General features: G+C 35.4%; 12 protein-coding genes and 2 pseudogenes. 5 read left to right on the plus strand and 9 right to left on the minus strand.

Annotation, left to right across the window (positions count from 1 at the left end):
• Positions 1 to 4: 4 nt before the first annotated feature.
• Positions 5 to 277, minus strand: a pseudogene (locus ONG78_RS07055) (phospholipase D-like domain-containing protein); the annotation flags it as partial.
• Between the two features lie 510 nt (positions 278 to 787).
• On the opposite strand from ONG78_RS07055, the gene ltrA reads away from it, so the two are divergent.
• On the plus strand, positions 788 to 2,197 hold the full coding sequence (gene ltrA, locus ONG78_RS07060; protein WP_264377598.1) for a group II intron reverse transcriptase/maturase: 1,410 nt from the start codon (positions 788 to 790) through the stop codon (positions 2,195 to 2,197).
• Between the two features lie 65 nt (positions 2,198 to 2,262).
• On the opposite strand, the pseudogene ONG78_RS07065 reads toward ltrA, so the two are convergent.
• From ONG78_RS07065 to ONG78_RS07075, 3 genes and pseudogenes are all read right to left on the minus strand, one after another.
• Positions 2,263 to 2,517: pseudogene (locus ONG78_RS07065) on the minus strand (phospholipase D-like domain-containing protein); the annotation flags it as partial.
• Between the two features lie 40 nt (positions 2,518 to 2,557).
• A complete protein-coding gene (locus ONG78_RS07070) occupies positions 2,558 to 4,045 on the minus strand; it encodes a UbiD family decarboxylase (protein ID WP_264374949.1) in 1,488 nt (495 codons plus the stop codon).
• Positions 4,046 to 4,092: 47 nt separating this feature from the next.
• Entirely contained in the window at positions 4,093 to 5,976 is a 1,884-nt protein-coding gene (locus tag ONG78_RS07075) for a DUF3857 domain-containing protein (protein WP_264378008.1), read from the minus strand.
• 339 nt (positions 5,977 to 6,315) lie between these two features.
• Here ONG78_RS07075 and ONG78_RS07080 point away from each other — a divergent pair, with 339 nt between their 5' ends.
• The 3 genes from ONG78_RS07080 (at position 6,316) to ONG78_RS07090 (ending at position 9,496) form a co-directional block, all read left to right on the plus strand.
• Positions 6,316 to 7,056 carry a DsbA family protein gene (locus tag ONG78_RS07080; RefSeq protein ID WP_052264650.1) on the plus strand — a complete coding sequence of 247 codons (741 nt, stop codon included), beginning with the start codon at positions 6,316 to 6,318 and terminating at the stop codon, positions 7,054 to 7,056.
• Between the two features lie 191 nt (positions 7,057 to 7,247).
• Positions 7,248 to 8,849 (plus strand): OTU domain-containing protein, encoded by a 1,602-nt coding sequence (locus ONG78_RS07085; protein ID WP_264378009.1) that lies wholly within the window; start codon positions 7,248 to 7,250, stop codon positions 8,847 to 8,849.
• Positions 8,850 to 8,902: 53 nt separating this feature from the next.
• Positions 8,903 to 9,496: a TIGR02217 family protein gene (locus ONG78_RS07090; RefSeq protein WP_264378010.1), complete on the plus strand. Its 594-nt coding sequence runs from the start codon at positions 8,903 to 8,905 to the stop codon at positions 9,494 to 9,496.
• Between the two features lie 74 nt (positions 9,497 to 9,570).
• Here the strand turns inward: ONG78_RS07090 and ONG78_RS07095 are convergent, their stop codons facing one another.
• Positions 9,571 to 10,344 carry a hypothetical protein gene (locus tag ONG78_RS07095; protein WP_213863778.1) on the minus strand — a complete coding sequence of 258 codons (774 nt, stop codon included), beginning with the start codon at positions 10,342 to 10,344 and terminating at the stop codon, positions 9,571 to 9,573.
• A 188-nt stretch (positions 10,345 to 10,532) separates the two neighbouring features.
• Positions 10,533 to 13,202 carry a 2-oxoglutarate dehydrogenase E1 component gene (locus ONG78_RS07100; protein ID WP_264374954.1) on the minus strand — a complete coding sequence of 890 codons (2,670 nt, stop codon included), beginning with the start codon at positions 13,200 to 13,202 and terminating at the stop codon, positions 10,533 to 10,535.
• A 385-nt stretch (positions 13,203 to 13,587) separates the two neighbouring features.
• Between ONG78_RS07100 and ONG78_RS07105 the strand changes: the two genes are divergently transcribed.
• Positions 13,588 to 14,955, plus strand: a complete 1,368-nt coding sequence (locus ONG78_RS07105; protein ID WP_264376293.1) for a hypothetical protein — start codon at positions 13,588 to 13,590, stop codon at positions 14,953 to 14,955.
• Between the two features lie 7 nt (positions 14,956 to 14,962).
• On the opposite strand, the gene trpS is transcribed toward ONG78_RS07105, so the two are convergent.
• The 3 genes from trpS to ONG78_RS07120 all read right to left on the minus strand — a co-directional run bounded on the left by trpS (position 14,963) and on the right by ONG78_RS07120 (position 17,586).
• Positions 14,963 to 15,961, minus strand: coding sequence for a tryptophan--tRNA ligase (trpS, locus tag ONG78_RS07110; RefSeq protein WP_064085384.1), 999 nt, complete (start codon positions 15,959 to 15,961; stop codon positions 14,963 to 14,965).
• Between the two features lie 15 nt (positions 15,962 to 15,976).
• Positions 15,977 to 16,537, minus strand: a complete 561-nt coding sequence (locus ONG78_RS07115) for a nucleotide exchange factor GrpE (RefSeq protein ID WP_010402249.1) — start codon at positions 16,535 to 16,537, stop codon at positions 15,977 to 15,979.
• A 62-nt stretch (positions 16,538 to 16,599) separates the two neighbouring features.
• On the minus strand, positions 16,600 to 17,586 hold the full coding sequence (locus ONG78_RS07120; protein ID WP_264378011.1) for a polyprenyl synthetase family protein: 987 nt from the start codon (positions 17,584 to 17,586) through the stop codon (positions 16,600 to 16,602).
• Between the last annotated feature and the right edge of the window lie 10 nt (positions 17,587 to 17,596).

The following is a 17,596-nucleotide window of genomic DNA, read 5'->3' on the forward strand; positions in this document are numbered from 1 at the left end:
GTATCTAGGGAGCATATTGATAGGATTGTGACATTCGTATTTCCCAGTTCTTCACATACTGCTGGACTAATTCAGGATAATTTTCAATAATTAATAAATTTTCAGCGTTTCCCTTTTCAGCTGTCTTACTGAGGTTAAACGATCCTGTGATGACTTTTTGATTATCAACAATTATTACCTTATTATGAGCAATTTTTGGCTTATTATCGATCCAAATCGGTATTCCATTTGAAAACAATTCGCTTATGACACTATATTTTGAATGGAGTTGTGATTTAGTGTGTCCAGAGAAGGTGAAGATGTTCAGTGGGAGTCAGACCCACCAGGATAAAAGTCGGAGTCCTGTAGCTAGGGTAGCAATGTGGAGGGAAACCAAAATGTTGAAGCCTACCGACAACGTTATCGTAGGATAATGGCGAATTACCAGGCCGCAGTGAAAACGAACACATGGGTGGCCCCGAAAAACTCTAAGTACTAAAGGCCGAGCCCACTGAACCAGGGCGAAAGCAATATAGGAGGCTGAAACACGAATGATACAGCATACCTACTTTAGCGGGGTGATAGTGGCAGCATGGTAATAAGGACATATAAAGCAACTGGAGAAACCCTCCTCATCCCAAGGAGAAAAACCTTGGAGTGGTAGGTTCTATAACTGGAAAACAGGAAATGAACCGAAGATGAAAGGGTGGCGGATGGGTGTGTAGTAGCGAAGAAGTGGGGTAACGCCCATGGAGCAAAGGCACCCTACTAGTAGAGATCTTTTAACAAAAGGAAGGTAAAGGTAAAAATGACAAAAATGCCAATAAAATTACAAGACCTGAGAAGAAAGATATATATCAAAGCGAAAGCAGAACCGGAATGGCGATTCTGGGGAATCTATGTACACGTCTGCAAGATGGAGACACTAGAAGAAGCATATAAGCTAACAAAGAAAAGCAATGGGGCACCAGGAATTGATGGGGTAACATTCAAATCGATAGAGGCAGAAGGCTTAGAAAAGTATCTTCAGCAAATAAGACATGAACTAATAACCAAAACCTATAGCCCAAATAGGAACCGGAGAAAGGAAATACCAAAAGTTGGGGGAAAACTCAGAACGTTGAACATACCCTGCATCCGGGATAGAATAGTGCAAAGTGCACTAAAGCTAATAATTGAACCGATATATGAATCTGACTTTCAGGACGGATCATATGGATATAGACCCAAGAGAAAAGCGCATGAAGCAGTAAGCAGAGTAGCGAAAGCAGCAATCAAAGGCAATACAAAATGTATTGATGTAGACCTGAAATCCTATTTTGATAACGTACGACATCATATTCTCATGGAGAAAATTGCCAAGAGAATAAATGATAAAGAAATCATGCACTTGATCAAGCTAATCCTTAAGGTAGGAGGAAAACGAGGAATAGCGCAAGGGTCGCCGATCTCACCGTTGTTGAGCAATATATACCTCAATGAGGTAGACAAAATGCTAGAGAGAGCAAAAGAGGTGACCAGGGAAGAAAAATATCAACGTATAGAATACGCCAGATGGGCAGACGATTTAGTGATACTGATAGATGGGCACCAGAGATGGGAATGGCTCGAGAAATTAGTGTACAAAAGGTTACAAGAAGAATTAGCAAAACTAGAAGTAAGTGTAAATGAAGAAAAGACAAAAATTGCCAATCTAAAGAGAGGAGAAACATTCGGCTTTCTAGGATTTGACTTTCGAAAGAAAATTACAAAACAAGGAAAGTGGAGAGTACAGATAACACCACAGATGAAAACACGAACAAGCCTACTTCAAAAGTTGAAGAAGGTATTCAGTAACTATAAATCGCAACCAATAAGGAGAGTGATTCAGATCATCAATCCAATATTGAGAGGGTGGGTAAACTACTTTAGAATAGGAAACTCAAGTCGAAGCTTCAGCTACGTTAAACAGTGGGTAGAGAAGAAAACAAGACGCAATATGATGCAAGCCAGAAAAGCAAAAGGATTTGGTTGGGAAAGGTGGAGTAGCGAATGTATATATGAGACCCTTGGTCTATATTCGGACTATAGAATAAGATATTACGTTCCGAAAGCCTTACCAGCACAATATGTTATAAACTTTGGTAAGAATCTACTAGGAAAGCGTAGTGCGGGAAATCCGCATGCTGCGTTTGATGAGGCGGGAATTGGAAACGTAAACATGGGAATTTTGGATTGAGGACCAACATGAAAATAATGGATCAGCCACCAAACCCTAAAGAGGCGCGCCAGTTCTCGACCCTACTCTAAAATGACTTTAACATCAACACCACGCTCTTTGGCGTTAATCAAAGATTTTGCAACTGTTCCAAGAGTAAATGTATATTCTTGAACTAAGATAGATTCTTTAGATTGGTCTATCTCGCTGATTATCGGTACAGCACAGTCTTGTTCAGGTGAGAAGCAAACTGTTGCTTTTGGGCAAGGCGAGAATGTAGGACCCACATAGTAATACAGAGAAAAACATGCCGACAAAAATAAAAGATATAAAAGCCTCACAAACCACACCTAAATACACGGCGGTAGTCTACATCATAGTTTAATCATCTGTCAACCCATATTCCTTCCACTTCTCTGTAACTTTCTTTATTATTTCCTCGCTCATTTCAATTTTTCTTCCCCATTCTCGTTTGGTTTCAGGTGGAAGTTTGTTTGTTGCATCAAACCCTATTTTACCTCCGAGACCACTTTCAGGAGAAGCGAAGTCTAAATAATCAATTGGAGCATTCTCTATCATGATTGTATCACGTACAGGGTCCATTCTTGTTGAAACTGCCCACATTACTTCCTTCCAATCACGTACATTTATATCATCATCAACAACTATAATAAATTTGGTGTATAAGAACTGTTTGAGAAAAGCGAGTATGCCCATAATAATTCTTTTTGCATGCCCTGGATAAGCCTTTTTTATCGACACTACCGCTATTCTATATGAACAACCTTCTGGGGGCAGATAAAAATCTACTATCTCCGGAAACTGATTGATGAGAATCGGCACAAAGATTTCGTTGAGTGCTTCACCAAGAATTGATGGTTCATCAGGTGGTTTGCCAGTAAAAGTGCTGAGATAAATTGGATCTTTGCGCATTGTAATTGCAGTGATGTTAAACTCAGGAAACTGTTCAACAGCATTATAGTAACCGGTATGGTCTCCATATGGCCCTTCATCTTGGTAATTATCCAAACTTACATATCCTTCCAAAACAATTTCTGCATGAGCTGGAACCTGAAGAGGAATAGTTTTACAATTTACAAGCTCAAGTGTTTTTTTTCGCAGCAGCCCGGCAAATTGGTATTCTGATAAAGTCTCCGGCACCGGAGTTACCGCAGCAATAATCGTTGCAGGATCGCTACCAATCACAGCAGCCGCAGGAAACTTCATATTTTGCCCCCTCTCCTTCCACCGTTTATGGTGACCTGCACCACCACGATGTGCAAGCCAGCGCATGAGAGTCGTTTTTTTATTCACAACCTGCATACGATATATTCCAAGATTGAAATTATCTTGCTTGTCTGCTGTTGGTCCTTTTGTTACCACAAGTGGCCAAGTGATAAGCGGTGCAGGCTCGTTTGGCCAGCATGTCTGAATAGGTAGCAAACTAAGATCCACCTTATCCCCAGTTAGCACCAGCTCTTGACATGGGGCTTTGCTCACAACTTTGCTCCGCATCGACAATACAACTTTTAGTAGAGGAAACATTTTCACAGCATCTTTGAAGGTTTTTGGCGGCTCAGGTGATCGCAAAAATGCTAGAAGTTTACCCAGATCCCTTAATTCATCAGAATTTATACCAAGTCCGAATGCAATTCTCTCAATAGTACCAAATAAATTCACTAAAACGGGAATTGAATTTTTGCCATTTTCTGTGACAACATTTTCAAAGATGATAGCTGGTCCCTTGTTTGACAAAACCCTACGATGAATTTCTGTCATTTCAAGAATAGTTGAAACTTCTTTTTTAATTCTAATTAGATCTTTTTTTTCTTCTAATGCTCTGATGAAGTCGCGTAAGTTATTGTACATATTTTAAAAATTTTAAGCCTTTTAAGAAGTGCTTTTCCCAGCACAACTCATTCACTTATTATTATAGAGGCTCTAGAAAAATTATTCTCCAATTCGCTTTTTAAGTTTTTATATTCAGCAGTCTTTAATTCTTCATTGGTAATAAAGCTTTTCTTTATGGTTATTAAATTGCTAAATTCGGTTCCATCATTTTTATATTTACAGAACCTATTTACATATAACCAAGGAGAATCTATTTCAAAATTCAAATTTTCACAGTTTTTAATTTTGATATCTTTTATTATCATATGGCTTTCCTTAGTTTTAGGAACACCAATAAAAAGGTCTGACACTTGGTCAGAAGCTGTATTGACAACATCATTAAGCCAATTATCTCCTAAATTCAAAGCTGGCCCTAAATTTGTCTTAAAAATCTTATTTTTTTGCTGAAACTCATATTTAATTGTCAGATCCTCTACATTACGCAAGGTAAGGTCAGGCAATTCTAAGAACTTCTTTTCTTCTTCATCAAGATATACTCCACTAATCATACGAAAAACAGAATCTCTTAACTGCTCATCTGAATAATATAATCCAACACCTGTTAAGCCTAAGGCTGCTTCCCCTTGCACGGTAAGCTGGCCATATTCATTTACAACGTTATCTTCTATAGTTAATTCACTATGGGATATCACTTTTGAATTTTCACCTTGTACAGCAGGAATCTTTATGTAATCTGCTTCCTCAGAATCGAGTACTAGAGCGTTCCTATCAGCAATGTCTGGAAAAATACCCTGTGCCATACTGACGGTATTAGTTGGATCGATCCAATATATTTTTCCATCTCTATTTGTTACTTTGAGCATCACATGATTAAAATTACCCATATTAGGTAATGCTTCAGGATTAGAAGTGCTAGTAGTTCCTCTCATAACTAAAATAGGTTGAACTTTATAACCAAGTTTTTGCAGAATAGCAGCCGTGCTAGCAGAAAAGTCTTTGCAATCCCCGACTTGAGAATCAGCAATTTTCTCCAAATCTCTCGGAAAAAATTTTCCTGACACTGTACGCCAGTCTCCCATGTACTGAACTTTTTCATTCAATAAAGAAGTGACTGCATTAATTTTCTCCTCATCGGTACTCTCATTGTCAGCAAATTCTGCTATAGCTTCAAAAGTTGCAGGAAGCGGCTGATTGATAACGCTATGATATCCAGGAGCTAATTTTTTAGCTAAATCCTCCCATTCAGATAAGCTTGAAAGTGATACCCAAGTGTTGTGTTTTATGTTCAATATTCCATTATGTGGTTCATTTGTTGTGTTTTCATAAACTGCTTTCTTTAAAGCAATGCTTATAGAGTGTATATCATCATTTTTTTCCTCAGCGATTTCTAATACTTCTCTTGGATCATTAACTTTAATCTCCAGGGGTAATTCAGAATTGATTTTAGTATTTTCTGCTTGTAAATAATCCCCATGATAAGAAAAGCTCAAGCCATAAAAATTATCAACAGGAACCTTTTTGTTAACTTGTTTATACCTTAAATATACTTCTGTACCAATTTCTATTTTAGGAAACGATATAGTTACTTGCCTTAGCTGATCGAAGCCTTTACTAGGAATAGCTAGCGGTTTATCCTCTATCATGTCTTCAGTGACTATATATTCCTCTCCGTTATAAGCTGTTTTAGCTTCTAAAACAGTCAAATCTGCACTATCATCATTGTAGATTAAACTATACAGAGAAAATCTATCACGCCCAGACTCCTTGAGTATTTTTGCTTGTAGTTCTACTTCCGTTTCGTAGGTACCATCTCTATTAACATTAATGTTAACATTAGAAAACTTAACCTCGACAGAAGCATCTTCGTACTTACTCCACCTTGCTTCAGCTGTCGAAGCTACAAAAAATGCTAACATTGCTAAGTTAAAGACAGCTTTTAAAAACCTCATTTTTTACTTACATTTATTGAAAAATCATTCTATTATATCCGAACAACACTATCGGAAATGTAAGACTTAGTGTGTTCATATTACTTAGCGACGCGCTTACCGATATTATATGCAGCGATTACAAGATAATCAACTTTTTTGCTTACAATTTGCTAGAAATAGTGGTAAAGACTATCTAAATCTTTATAAATGCCTTACTCTGCAAAATTTTTCATCACCAAATCTTATGATGAACTTTACAAAAATATCTTAAATTTCATTTTATAAAGTTTGCATTTCTTGATAAAAATGTTTTAACATTAAGCATTTCTTTAATATTTGTATTCTTTAACTAAGTATATGTCTAAGATACCATTTTTATTGATTTTTATACTTGCAGTAGCAAGTTTACCAGTAATAAACAATTGGCTTTCACACCGCAGTCAGAACTTAAATGATGATTATATAGGTGAGAGATTGGATAATTACATCAGTAAAAATTTTGATAGAGTTCTAAAAGCTCTCCAGGAAGAGTCAGCTAAAAATAGTTATGCTAATGCAACCAAAAATAAAATTTCTCAGCATAAAAATGAAATATTCGACTCCACTTATCCTTACTCGGGAAATGAAAATAGCAATATCATAGCTGTAGGTTTTTTTGACTATTCTTGTGGATATTGCAAAGCTATAAAGAACGATGTAAAACAATTGATCAATGATGGCAAAATTAAGTATATCTTTAGAGATGCTCCAATACTTGGTAACAATTCTTTAAAGGCAGCAAAAGGTGCTTTAGCAACTTATTTTATCGATAAAGAAAAGTACTTAGATTTTCACTATGCTGCACTAGATCACAGAGGAGAATTTTCAGATAAAACTATATTAGGTATAGTGAAAAATATAGGGATTAACGAGAACGATTTTAATAACTCTATGAAAAATAATGCAGACAAAATTGAGCAAATGATAAACAACAGCAAACTTTTAGTAAGGAATTTAGGAGTAGGCGGTACACCTTTTTTGATAATTGGAGATAGTCTTTTTGTAGGAGCAACTGATTTAAATGTGCTACGCAAAAAAGTGGATGAGTTAAAAGATTAATAAATTCCCTGCTTGACAGCATAAGAGAGTTTAAGTATAGTTAAGATATACTAAGTAACAATATGTATAGGCTACATATTAGTTCAAGAAAAGTAGGTGATGTTTGCTTGCAACACAGCACGACCTTAAGTAATTAGCCTTCCTAGGCTGATTAATCTATTAAAATACAATCATTATTTTGGAGTTATAACATGAAAAATTTCAACAGAAAACCAATTGCTCTTTTTCGGCAAGTCGAAAAAAGCACAAAATTAAGTCAATTTTTATTTAAGAATCTAGACTCTTTTTATTCTCAAAGGCTAGAAAGACTAGTTTATAAATTTCGGGCACAAAAAACAAAAAGAAGTAGTTTATTGAATGAGCTAAAGAGAGCTTATCCTGAAAAGCTAAAAATAGGAGCTTCTATATCAGAAGGAGATTGCTTTTTTGACTCCTTGGCTCAAGGATTGAATGAGCTAAATATAAAACCTGGTCATCGTTTTACCGCAAAATCATTAAGAGAAGATTGTGAAAATTATGCTAGAGCAAATGCAAATTCGTGGGTTTATAAAAAAATAACAGGAGATGCTGAAGAAGGAGGATACTTTGTAGGTGAAGGAAATTTGGATAGCAAAGTAATAGCGAAGGAAAGAAATAGCGAAGATGAAAAAGGCATATCTGCACAAACAGACTGGTGTAAAGGTGAAGAAATAATAACCAAATATACAGAAGAGGAGTTTTTCAGCTGGTTACTAGAGGAATATCGTGAAGATAGAGAAGAGAAGATTTCAGAGATTTTGAAAAGTAGGTATGGCACAGATAATGATTGGTTACTAGACGACTATGACGAATATGAAACAAGTAAAGATAAAGAAGAAGAAATAAGCGAAGATGAAGAAGAAATAAGCAAAGATGGAAAAGAAAAAGGAGAAAAAGTTACTATTAAGCCAGATAATTCCAAGTCTTTTTCTAAATATCTAAACAACATTAAAAATATGTCTACAGAAACTAATTCTCTAGCTATATGGGGTCGTCCAAACATTGAAGGTAGAATGATATGCGACAAGTACAAAGTGGAACTTTATATTTATTCAATAGAGGAAGATAGTCAAAAAGTTACGGTAACTAAAATTACAGCACATGATGATGATCCAGAAGTTTTTATACAAGATATAAATCTCAATCAACTAGAGATAGATAGTAGCAAAAAAACTGTAGGAGTAGTGAATTACATGAGGCATTTTGTGCCACTCCTAAGTGAAATTTCTGAAGATATAACAGAAAGTCAACCAGTTTCTAATGAAGAAATCTTTGGTGAGGTGAAAGAAGTTCCTGCTTCTGATCAATCAGAGCAAGAAGAACAATATAATATCAGAACTAGCAAATCAGCAATTGTGCAAGATCATGAAACACAAAAAGAGAGAATTAATACCAGCGCTAGTGAGCCAATTCATACAGATACAGTAATTACTATTTCTCATCAACAAGGGCAAGAAACACAACAAGAGGAAATAGAAAAGAAATTAATCAATAGTTACAGAAGCGAAGCTATTTATAGCATAGCTACTGTAATAACAGCTATAGCATTCACAGCATTTGCTACAGTTGCTATTTTTACCCAACCAATTCCTTTAGCATGTCTTGCTGGAGTTGCTTTAGCCATTGCATGTGTTTGTGTATATCAGTTAACGCAGAGTCATCAAGACATTAACGAACTGAAAGGTAAGGTAGGAGAAAACAACACCTTTACTTTTTTAGAAGAAACGGGATTTAAAATTTATAGCCTGATTGATAAAGCAGCTTCAAAAATTTAAGATCTTTCCTACTTCATCTATATCAACTCAACTTTATTTTTACAGGAGGACATATGTCATTTACAGAAATTAGATTTCCAGAAAATATATCTTATGGCTCTACTGGAGGACCTGAATTTTCCACTGACGTTGTAACAACTCATAATGGTTGTGAGCAGCGCAATATCAATTGGTCTCGTGCACGTGCCAGGTATAACATAGCTTATGGAGTTAGGTCAAACGAGCAGCTAACAGAACTCATAACATTTTTTCAGGCACGAAAAGGTAAAGCAATAGGATTTCGTTTTAAGGATTGGTCAGACTTTACAGTTATCAATCAAGAAATTGGCATAGGAGACGATAAAAAAACGATCTTTCAAATGATGAAAACTTACATAAGTGGAAAAGACAAGCATACACGAACTATTAAAAAGCCAGTGCATGATACAATAAAAATTTACCTAGATGGTGAAAAGACAGAAAAATATTCAGTGAATTATTCAACTGGAGAAATAGCATTTATGAAACCACCAGCAAAAGGCACAATAATCACCGCAAGCTTCGAATTTGATGTACCAGTACGATTTGATACAGATTACCTAAACGCTTCTATTGATAACTATGGCAGCAATAGCTGGAACAATATTCCCTTGGTGGAAGTGAAATAAAGTTAAAGTATGCTCCATAAAAGTTAAGCGATACTGAGGCTCATATTTAAATGAGCCTCAGTATATTTTAAAGCCTATCGTCCATTACAATGTTCCACACTCGAAATTTGAGGAAATTCTAATGTAGTGTTTTCTCTTTCTTGTAAAATAGAAAGTTTTAATAATTCTTTTAGAACTAACTTTACAAGTGTTGTACCATTTTCCTTAAAGAGGTAGTCCATCCTATTGGTTTTCTGTATGTGATTGACAAAATTTCTAGCTTCCTCATTAAAAGCCTCGATTGTGTTGATACAAGATAATACTAAATCCGAGCTATTTATTGCTAAAATTCCATTTACGAAAATATCTAATTTTGTTTTATCTTCAGTCAAATCTTCAGCTAACCTATTTCTAATATCATCATTCTCAAACAAAATGTACTCTAGGTACGAAGCAGACTCAATAAGTATAAAGTCTTCTAAAGGTACTGATTCTAAACATTCGTCAATATAAGTAAGTATTCCAAACTCAGTAATACACCCTTCTTTTCTCACAACATAGCACTTAGGAAGACCACGATACATTGATAGCAAAGAAAAAAGACGTATTATACTTGTACCTCTATCTTTCATTTCCTCGAGAAGCTTTCTATCATTTATTAGTTTGTGCAAAATGTAATCCGTAGCAGGACCTGGTTTACGAAAACGAAACATATTATTTTCTGCAAAAATAGCCTCAGCTAATTCGATAGACTTTTTATCCTCATCTATAAAAGCCTTTTTGTCTCTATTTAACCGTATGATTTTAGCCTTGCTATCGCTGCGTAGTCTAGTTTGCCCTATTAGCCTCTCAAATATTTCTGTCTTCATATATATCTTAATATAGTTAATATTAACTATATTAACTATATTAAGAAAAATAAATGAAAATGTTAATAAATATTATACTTTTATAAAAAAATAAAAGTCTTTTTATATTTGTATAATTATATAAAAGGTTTGATTGTTGTAAGTTATCTAAGTGCTAGAGTCTAATTAATAAGTCTGCTTGAAGCCGCTCAGTGTTTGTACAGTTGTACCTGCGCAACTTGCTTCAAAATTTCTGCTTGTTGCTGAGCATGGATATTAGCATAACCACATGCAGGAGATGCAGCAGCAGGTCTTGCAATGCACTTAGGTCTTTTTGCTTGAGCATTGAGGCCAGACAATACCTCTTCTATCAATGGGTTGACAAAGAACCATCCTCCCATATTTTTTGGTTCCTCTTGACACCATATAATTTCAGCGTTCTTATATTTTTCGAGTTCATTGTTTAGTTTATCGGCCGGGAATGGATAAAATTGTTCTAAACGCACTACTGCTATATCGTTTATTTTTTGTGCTTCAAGCATTTCAATTATGTCGTAATAAACTTTACCACTACATATTACAACTTTACGTATTTTATCACTTGCAACTAAACCTGTTCTACACTCTGGAATTACCGTAAGAAATTTTCCTTCAAAGTCAGAAAGGTTAGAAACTGCGCTTTTATGACGCAATAGTGATTTAGGTGTAAACACCACTAAAGGCTTACGAAAATCTCGATTAATTTGTCGGCGTAAAGCATGAAAATAATTCGCAGGAGTAGAGCAATTAACCACCTGCATATTATCCTCTGCACAGAGCTGCAAAAACCTCTCTATACGAGCAGAACTATGCTCAGGCCCCTGCCCTTCATAACCATGAGGCAAAAGTAGAACTAGACCACTTGACCGCAACCACTTTGTTTCTGCAGATGAGATAAATTGGTCGATCATAATTTGCGCGCCATTTGCAAAATCACCGAACTGCCCTTCCCAGAGCACAAGTGAATAAGGAGAATCAAGGCTATATCCATATTCAAAACCCATCACAGCATACTCAGATAGTGCGCTATCTATAACTTCAAAGCGAGCTTGCTTCTCACTTATGTTGTTCAGTGGAATAAACGTTTCTTCTGTTACTTGATCAACAAGTCTTGAATGACGGTGCGAGAAGGTACCGCGACCAGAATCTTGTCCTGACAAGCGCACTCCTATTCCTTCTTTAAGCAATGACGCGAATGCAAGACTTTCAGCAGTTGCCCAGTCTATGTTGCTACCGGAATTTATACTTTCTATTCTGCCATCAAGTATTCTTCTGACTTTATTATTGAGATTAAAACTACTTGGAATATTGCTATTTATGTGTACACCTAATTTTTTTAGCTCATCTGGTGAAACACCAGAGTCCGTATAATATTCACTCAAATCGTTCAACTTTGCTCTCCTGAGTTTTAACCACACTCCATCAAACCAATCAGCTTTTTTTGGAGTATAAGTCGTTGACTCAGTAAGGCTTTTATCCAATCTTGTTCTAAATTCGCTGCGTAATTTACTTACTTCATCGCTACCTAGCACTTTCTCTGCAGTCAGCTTCTCTTCGTACAGCGTGCCTGGAGTTTTATGCTTTGATATTGCTTTATACATAAGTGGCTGAGTAAAATTTGGCTCATCGCCTTCATTATGGCCATATTTGCGGTAGCATATTATGTCAATCACCACATCCTTTTTAAATTTCTGCACATACTCCATTGCCAAATTCGCAACAAAACTCACAGCTTCTGGATTATCTCCATTAACATGAAATATTGGAGCTTCTATTGATTTTGCTACATCAGTGCAATAAAAAGATGAGCGTGCGCAGGATGGGTTGGCGGTAAAACCAACTTGGTTATTAATAACAATATGCACGATACCACCTACTGTATAACCTTCAATGTTGCTCAAAGTAAGGGTTTCGGCAACCACTCCCTGCCCGATAAAAGCTGCATCACCATGAATTGATATGCCAAGCACAGATCTCGTATTTTGTTTTGCTCTTACTCTTCCAGCTAGAACCGGATTTACCGCCTCAAGGTGAGATGGGTTAGGACATAAACTTAAGTGTATTTTTTTACCACCAGCAAGTGCTCGATCAGAAGAGTAACCAAGGTGATATTTGACATCACCAGACACCTCAAGACCACTTGGATATGCAAGGTTGCCTTGAAATTCAGACAGCATTGCCGCATAATCTTTTCCCATCACTTTGGTTAGAACATTGAGCCGTCCTCGGTGGGCCATACCAAGAACTATTTCTTCAATACCAAAAGCTGCAGAATCACTAATAACTCTTTCAATTGCAACAATGGCTGACTCCCCACCTTCGATAGAAAAACGCTTATATCCAGGAAATTTCATATGGAGAAATTGCTCGAACATCTCAGATTCAATCAAGTGCCTTAGTATTTCTTTTTTATCCTGAGGGCTTAGCGTATAGACCTGATTTTCAATTTTCTCCTGCAGCCAAACTCTTTCCTCATAAGAGGAAATATGCATAAATTCAAAACCGATATTCTTGCAGTAAATATCTCTGTAGATTCTAGTGTCACTTGTAGGAGAAAGATTCAAGTATTTTTGATAATCTATTTCCTTATTTACATGCGGTGATAATGGATTTAAGTCTGCAAAAAAGTGACCATAAAATCTGAAAAAATTTGCTAAATCATCAACATCTACCTTAGCTTCATTCTGTGCTCTGCAGGGTTCTGCTTTATTAACTTCTAAATTGCTCGAAAAAATTCTGTACCAATCTTCTCCAATTGATTTATCGCCTTGCAAGTAACGGCTATAAATTTCTTCCACAAATTCGACATTATCGCCATAAAGGCAGCTTAAATTCGACATAATCACTACAAAAGATATCAAATACTTATAAGTATAACTTAAGTTTTTTAAAAAAGAACTCCTTTAGTTTCTAATTATTAAGTTATACAAACACTGTAATCCGAGTTTTCCAGAAAGGGTGTCATTCTAGACTGACATCTAATCTTTCCATAAATGCTGTATTTCAACATAAAACAACTATACTCATCAACTTGTGCCCAATCATAATTCCTAGATTCCAGTGTTAGCTACTTGTTTTTTGGATTTCTATACTATTGCTGATTATTGAAATTTTTTGCACATTAAGGAATGCAAGCGTTTATGAGTCAGAGGATAAGTCATATAACATTTACTCGGTCTTAATACTTTGAATTTATATTTGAGTAAACGATAAACAGTAATTGGTATGAGTGATCTATTTAAAAGTGACAATTATGATAAAAATCTCAATTCTTTGATAAGAGTCATAAAGCTGAAGGATACAAAAAAAATTAATGAACAATATGATGAAACACTGAAAGATTTATCTCAAGCTCTGAAGAATTTTACAAACAACGCAAAAGATGTAGCCAAATTTGTTATATATAGCGACTTGAATAATTATGTAGAACCTTTGAGCACAAAGCCACTCGGTTTTATTGGAACATTAAAAGGGATATTAGATAGAGTCTTGGGAAAAGATATTCCAACTAATGATAATGACATAAAAAATTTTGTTGGTGATGAATTATCAGGTTTCACTATAGAAAAAGCAGCCGAATACACAAATATTTTAAGTACAATTAATCTATTCAAGAAAGGACTTAAAGAAATTTTAGATTCGAAACAGAGTGGAAAAGGCAATAAAGAACATAAATCATACGAAGTAAGCACGGAAAATAAAACGACATCAAAGCAGAAGGAAGATACTCCTAAGCTGCAAGAAGGAAAACAGCCGGTAGGAAAATTAGTTATGAAGAGAATAAAACGGCCAACAACAGCACCTCCGCCACCTCCTACTGCCTCAAAAAAGGTACACTTTAAACCAGAAATAGAGAATGTATCTCCTGAAGATTCAGGCTATGAAAGTTCATTAAGTGAAGAGTCTGGACATGAGGAAATATCAAATTATCAAGAGAAAAGTAGTAAATCTTCAACAAAAGATTCGGAAGACTCAAAGTTAGCTAAAAAGGAGCCAACTCACAAAACGAAACCTAAGAAAAATGCAGGAACAAGAAGAGGATATAAAAAGAGACAGGCTCCAGAGCCACCAGCGCTAAACGCTACCAATCAAGAAATTAGGCAAGAAACTAAAGAAGATAAATCTGAAATACTGTCAAATCCTAAAAGGCTAGATATTGTTGATCAACAAGTGAGCACGAAACCAATAATAGTAGAAGTGACTTCGCAAAAATCAGCTGAAAGTAAACCAATCCTGAAAAAATCTGCTGATAAAGCAGCATCAGAAGTAAAAGCGGTTATTATAAAAGAAAAAGTAAATAACAAGAAGGACGGTAGAGTAAAGTCAATAGTAGGAAAATTTGAGCAAAATCAAGTTGCTAAGAGCAAAGCCACCCCTGCAACACAAGCAGATATCGGTATGAAGAAAGATCCTGCACCATCGCAAGAAACTGCCTCCCAATCTCACTCATTTCCGGTAGGAAATAAAAGATCTAAAATGAACCCCATAACAGCAAAGTCCGATTCTAAACTTCCGGTTAGTAAAAAACCTCTTCTCACTCATGTTAGTGTAAAGAAAATAGCTGCACGATTTGAAAGCCATGGGAAGAAATAGTTGTAACCTATTGAACAAACCCTATAATATCCTTGATCTTTTTTATATTGTTATTTGCAATCTCTGCTGCTTTTTCTGTACCTTCTTTTAATATTTTATGTAAATGGAGCTGATCCTTCAAAAGACCGTTCAACTTCTCACGTATGGGTGATATAACACTGATGATTAAGTCAGCTAACTCTTTTTTAAAGTGTTTCATATCATGTTTATTCACTTCTTCACACACTTTTTCCACATTTAAATCACTAAGCACTGAATAAATGTTTACCAAATTGTTTACTTCTGGACGGCACTTTAAAGTAGCAAAATCAAAGCCTAGAATTGAATCTGTTTTTGCTTTTTCTATTTTCTTGACAATCAAGTCATCTGTATCGTCAAGGTTAATGCATGAGTATTCTGAAGAATCAGATTTGCTCATCTTGCTTGCTCCATCTCTTAAGCTCATTATCCTTGATGTACAATCCAAAGTTAAGATTTCAGGTATGATGAAATGACTACATTTATAATGATTGTTAAAAGCTGATGCAATATCACGTGCAAGTTCTAAATGCTGTTTTTGATCATCGCCAACAGGAACATATTTAGTTTGATACAGCAATATATCCGCAGCCATAAGTACTGGGTAGCTATATAACCCAAGAGAAGCTTTTTGTCTATCGCTTCCAGCCTTATCTTTAAATTGAGTCATACGATTAAGCCAACCAATTGGTGTATAGCACCCTAGCAGCCAGCCCAATTCTGCATGACCACTAACTGCGGATTGATTGAAAATAATCGACTTTTCCGGATCTATTCCACATGCAATATAAGTTGCTGCTGCTTTAAAAATATTATTTTTTAATTCATTTGCGGGAAGCTTATTTGCTGTGATTGCATGCAGATCAACAACACAAAAAAGAGATTTATATTTATCCTGCAAGCCTATCCACTGCTTAATTGCACCAAGATAATTGCCCAAGTGTAATACTCCACTTGGCTGAATACCTGAGAAGACAACTTCTTCCATACCTTGAGTGTTTTATTAGTTACTTTCGCAATCAGCAGATTTTTTAGAAAGAATAACCATTGCAGGACGAAGCAACCTATTTTTAATTGTATAACCAGTTTGTAATACTTCTACAATAGTACCAGGCTCTTTTTCATTATCTTCTCTTTCCACAACAGCTTGATGTAAATTGCTGTCAAAAGAGTTACCTATTGGATCTATTTCTTCTATTCCATGTTTTTTTAGATCACTCACAATCTTTTGGTGCGCCACTTTTATTCCTTCATGAATAGGATCATCATCTTTCAAGTTTTCCATTGCTTTTTTTAAATTGTCACAAGAGTCGATCATATCACGTGCAAATTTTGTGACTGCATAATCACTTGCATCGCTAATTTGCTTTTGCATTATACGTTTAACGTTTTCATTATCCGCAACAGCGCGACGTAAATGATCTTCAAGCTGAACTGCACGTTCTTTTAATATATTAAGCTCTTCACTTAAATCACCTGTTTGCTGATCTTCTTGATCATCCCCTTTTCGTTTACTGACCATATCTGCAAATTTCTTTTTTTTCTCTTTATTACTATCTGACATATCATTCACCCTTACAAACTTAATAAATATATAACAATCAATCTAAAAATATCAAGCGTTAGCTATCCTTGTCTTTCTATGCTTGCATTTAAAAAGTCAATCAAAGCAGTTTTATAAAGAGAATCAGAAAAAGTATCAATATTACTTTGCGCCATATTAATATAGTGTTTAGCTTCTTCCATAGAAACATGAATGGAATTATGATGATTAATATATTGTAATGCTTGGTCAAAATTGTGTCTAGCTGAAGAAAAAGATTTCTCCCAGAATTTTTGTTCTGATGGGCTGCCTTTTTCATATGCTATAATAGAAGGTAAAGTAACTTTACCTTCAAAGAAATCTTTTCCAAGTTGCTTTCCTAAAGTGCCTTGATTAGCAGTATAATCTAGCACGTCATCAATTATTTGGAATGCCATACCAAAATTAAACCCGAAATTCCTTAGCCTCTCTGTTTCGTCACTTGTGGCTCCAGATACTACTGATGCAGCCTCGCAGCATGCAGAAAATAAAGATGCTGTCTTTTCTCCAATGATATTAAAATAATTTTTCCTAATTGTGTTAGGGTCAAAACGCGTTGTCATCTGCTTTATCTCACCCTTGACAAGCAAATTAGATGCCTTAGATAAAATAGAGAGAACACTTAAATTCCCACATTCTATAAGCCATCTAAATGCTAAGGTCAATAATAGATCACCAACTAAAATGCTTGATTTATTCCCCCAAATTTTATTTGCTGTTGCAACTCCATGGCGTGCCTTACTTTCATCAAGCACATCATCATGAAGTAAAGTAGCGTTGTGTATAAATTCTACCGATGCAGCAATGTTGATCCTACTCTCTCCAGAGTAATTCAGCATTTTACAAATAATAAAAATGAGCTTAGGCCTTATCTTTTTTCCTCCTGAATTAATAAGATGAGATGTAATATCGGTAGCAAGCTTAGTACGTTCATCATTGACATTTTTGAAGATAAAGTCATTCATAGCCAATAAATCAGAAGATACAATATCATCTAATTTACTACTTTTTGTTAAATCAGTGTTTAGCATTTAATAGGAC

The organism is Wolbachia endosymbiont (group B) of Philonthus cognatus, from assembly GCF_947179345.1.
Classification (GTDB): Bacteria; Pseudomonadota; Alphaproteobacteria; order Rickettsiales; family Anaplasmataceae; genus Wolbachia.